Source organism: Protofrankia coriariae, assembly GCF_001017755.1.
In the GTDB taxonomy this organism is placed as follows: Bacteria; Actinomycetota; Actinomycetes; order Frankiales; family Frankiaceae; genus Protofrankia; species Protofrankia coriariae.
In genome coordinates this window covers 63,541-66,372 of sequence record NZ_JWIO01000002.1, presented here as the reverse complement: position 1 = coordinate 66,372, position 2,832 = coordinate 63,541, and the positions used below count along the sequence as shown (strand labels likewise).

Here is a 2,832-nt window from a genome sequence, read left to right as displayed (position 1 = left end):
CGCCGCCGCGGCCCGGCGGGTGCCGGCCAGCATGGTCGCCCGGCCCGACGAACACATCGTGGACGTGGCGCGCCGGGCGATGAGCCGCGCGCCGGCGCTGCGCTTCGACCCGGTCGTGGTGGTCACCGAGCTGGGCCGACCGGTCGGCCTGGTCCGGATCGAACGGCTGATGCTCCGGCTGGCGGAGATGTCCGGCGGACGCCCGCGGCCACCGGAGCACGACCGTCCACAGCCGCGTGGGAAGGCCCCGGGGCAGGCCGTGGAGCTGGCGGCCACGAACCGGGCCACGGCCTGGGCCGCGAATCGGGCCGCCGACCGGGTCGTGGTGGAGCGGGCGGCGGCGCGCCCGAGCCACGGCCCGGCCGCGGGAGCGTGACCCAGATGGTCACGGCCAGAGGCCCTCAGATACCCGTGGCGGCCTGGATGCCGGGGGCAGTGCGCTGGTCCCGCGCGGCCCGGTTGACCGCGCTCACCACCGCGCGCAGGGACGCGGTGACGATGTTCGGGTCGACCCCCACGCCCCAGAACACCCTGTCCCCCACCGCGACCTCGAGATAGGCCGCGGCCCGCGCGTCCGCGCCCGAGCCCAGGGCGTGCTCGTGGTAGTCGAGGACGCGTACCTCGACGTCCCGGGTGCGCAGCGCGGCGACGAACGCGTCGATCGGCCCGTTGCCGGTGCCGCTGAGGACCTCCTCACCGCCGTGGATGCGCACCGAGACGCGGACCTCGTCGCGTTCCCCGTGCGCGGCGGTGGTCCGGGAGCCGAGCAGCTCCAGCGGGGCGTCGGAGGCGTCGCCGGTCAGGAAGTACTCCCGGGAGAAGATCTCCCACAGTTCCTCGCCGGTCACCTCGCCGCCGATGTCGTCGGTGTGGCGCTGCACGACGTGGGAGAACTCGATCTGCAGCCGACGGGGCAGGTCCAGGGAGTGCTCCGCCTTCAGCAGGTAGGCGACGCCGCCCTTGCCCGACTGGCTGTTCACCCGGATCACGGCCTCGTAGGAGCGGCCGACGTCCTTCGGGTCGATGGGCAGGTAGGGCACCTCCCACAGCCGCTGCCCGGTCCGTTCCATCGCCTCGAAGCCCTTCTTGATGGCGTCCTGGTGGGAGCCGGAGAAGGCGGTGTAGACGAGGTCGCCGCCGTAGGGATGCCGGGGGTGCACCGGGAGCTGGTTGCAGTGCTCCACGGTCCGGCGGATCTCGTCGATGTCGCCGAAGTCGATCTCCGGGTCGATGCCCTGGGAGAACAGGTTCATCCCCAGGGTCACCAGGCAGACGTTGCCGGTGCGCTCGCCGTTGCCGAACAGGCATCCCTCGACCCGGTCGGCGCCCGCCAGCACCCCGAGCTCCGCGGCGGCCACGGCACAGCCACGGTCGTTGTGCGGGTGCAGGGACAGCACGACCGCGTCCCGCCGGGTCAGGTTGCGTGACATCCACTCGATCTGGTCGGCGTAGACGTTGGGCGTGGACATCTCCACGGTCGCCGGCAGGTTCAGCACGACCGGCCGGTCCGCGGTGGGCTGCCAGACGTCCATGACCGCCTCGCAGACCTCCAGGGCGTAGTCCAGCTCGGTCCCGGTGAACGACTCCGGGCTGTACTGCCAGCGGACGTCCGTGCCCGCCAGCAGCTTCTCCGCGTACCGGGCGCACCACTGCGCGCCCTGGACGGCGATGTCGGTGATGCCGGCCCGGTCGAGCCCGAACACCACCCGGCGCTGCAGCGTCGACGTCGAGTTGTACAGGTGTACGAGCACGTTCGGCGCGCCGACGACCGCGCGGACCGTGCGTTCGATCAGCTCCTCCCGGGCCTGGGTGAGCACCTGGACGGTGACGTCGTCGGGGATGTGCCCGCCCTCGACGAGCTGCCGGATGAAGTCGAAGTCCGTCTGGCTGGCGGCGGGGAAGCCGACCTCGATCTCCTTGTAGCCCATCCGCACCAGCAGCTGGAACATCTGCGTCTTGCGCGCCGGGGTCATCGGGTCGATCAGCGCCTGGTTGCCGTCGCGCAGGTCCACGCTGCACCACCGGGGCGCCCGGGTGATCGTCCGGTTCGGCCAGGTCCGGTCGGGGAGGTCGACCGGGACGAACGGCCGGTACTTGTCGACGGGCATACCGGAAGGCCGCTGTGAGCCGGGAGACTGCGCACCCGGAGACTGCGCGCCGGGAATATGCAAACCGGGAAACTGCCGTGAAGTAGTCACTAGTTTCTACCGCTCCTGCTTCGGGAGAAAACCTGCGGCGGCCAGCGCGCACCAACAACCCCGCGACGAGGAAGCCGACCTGTCTCAGGCCCCGCCGCGGCGACTAAGAAGCAGAAGCGTGCGCATACTGCGGCGAGCTTACTACCCGACGGCTCACACCGTCCCCCACACCGCCCCGAGGGGCCGGTGAGATCAGGTCGGCAGGCCCACGACCGGCGCCGGGCCAACCCGCGGCCGCAGATCGTCGGCCCGCACGGTACACACCAGCGCGTGGGTGCCGGCCTGCCAGGCGCTCTCCTCCGGATAGATCGAGGCGACCTTCAGGCCGGGGACGCTGCCGGTGTCGCCGAAGATGGCGCGCGCGGCGGCCACGCAGTCCCTGGCGGTGGCGGCGTCCAGGGCCGGCCGGCCCGGCCAGCCGGGGAAGGGCGCGGCCAGATCGACCACCCCCGTCACCTGGTCGAGGTGCGGCTGGTCGCAGCCCACCTTGGCGGGAGTGACCTCGTGCGCCGAATCCGGCGCCCACAGCAGGCAGTCCCCCGGCCGCAGCTCGCCGAGCAGGGTGGGCTCGAGCACGAACCGCTGCGCCGGGACGGAGAGCACGGCCGGGCTCGTCGCCGGGCTGGCGGCCGCC

At 72.5% G+C, this 2,832-nt stretch carries 2 protein-coding genes and 1 pseudogene (1 of these 3 only partly in view); 1 reads left to right on the top strand and 2 read right to left on the bottom strand.

Going from position 1 to position 2,832, the window contains the following annotated elements:
• Positions 1-376: pseudogene (locus tag FrCorBMG51_RS30320) on the top strand (EAL domain-containing protein); the annotation flags it as partial.
• A 25-nt stretch (positions 377-401) separates the two neighbouring features.
• Here the strand turns inward: FrCorBMG51_RS30320 and leuA are convergent.
• The gene (gene leuA / locus FrCorBMG51_RS01340) at positions 402-2,108 is read right to left on the bottom strand and encodes a 2-isopropylmalate synthase (RefSeq protein ID WP_047221333.1); all 1,707 of its coding nucleotides are present in this window, start codon (positions 2,106-2,108) and stop codon (positions 402-404) included.
• Positions 2,109-2,390: 282 nt separating this feature from the next.
• Positions 2,391-2,832, bottom strand: the 3' portion of a protein-coding gene (locus FrCorBMG51_RS01335) for a septum formation family protein (RefSeq protein ID WP_052914207.1). It continues 389 nt past the right edge of the window; 442 of the gene's 831 nt are visible here — the last part of the coding sequence; its start codon lies off the right edge, out of view; its stop codon occupies positions 2,391-2,393.

Coding starts and splice junctions, on each gene's coding strand:
- leuA (WP_047221333.1), bottom strand. CDS start 2,108: ATGCCCGTCGACAAGTACCGGCCGTTCGTCCCGGTCGACCTCCCCGAC.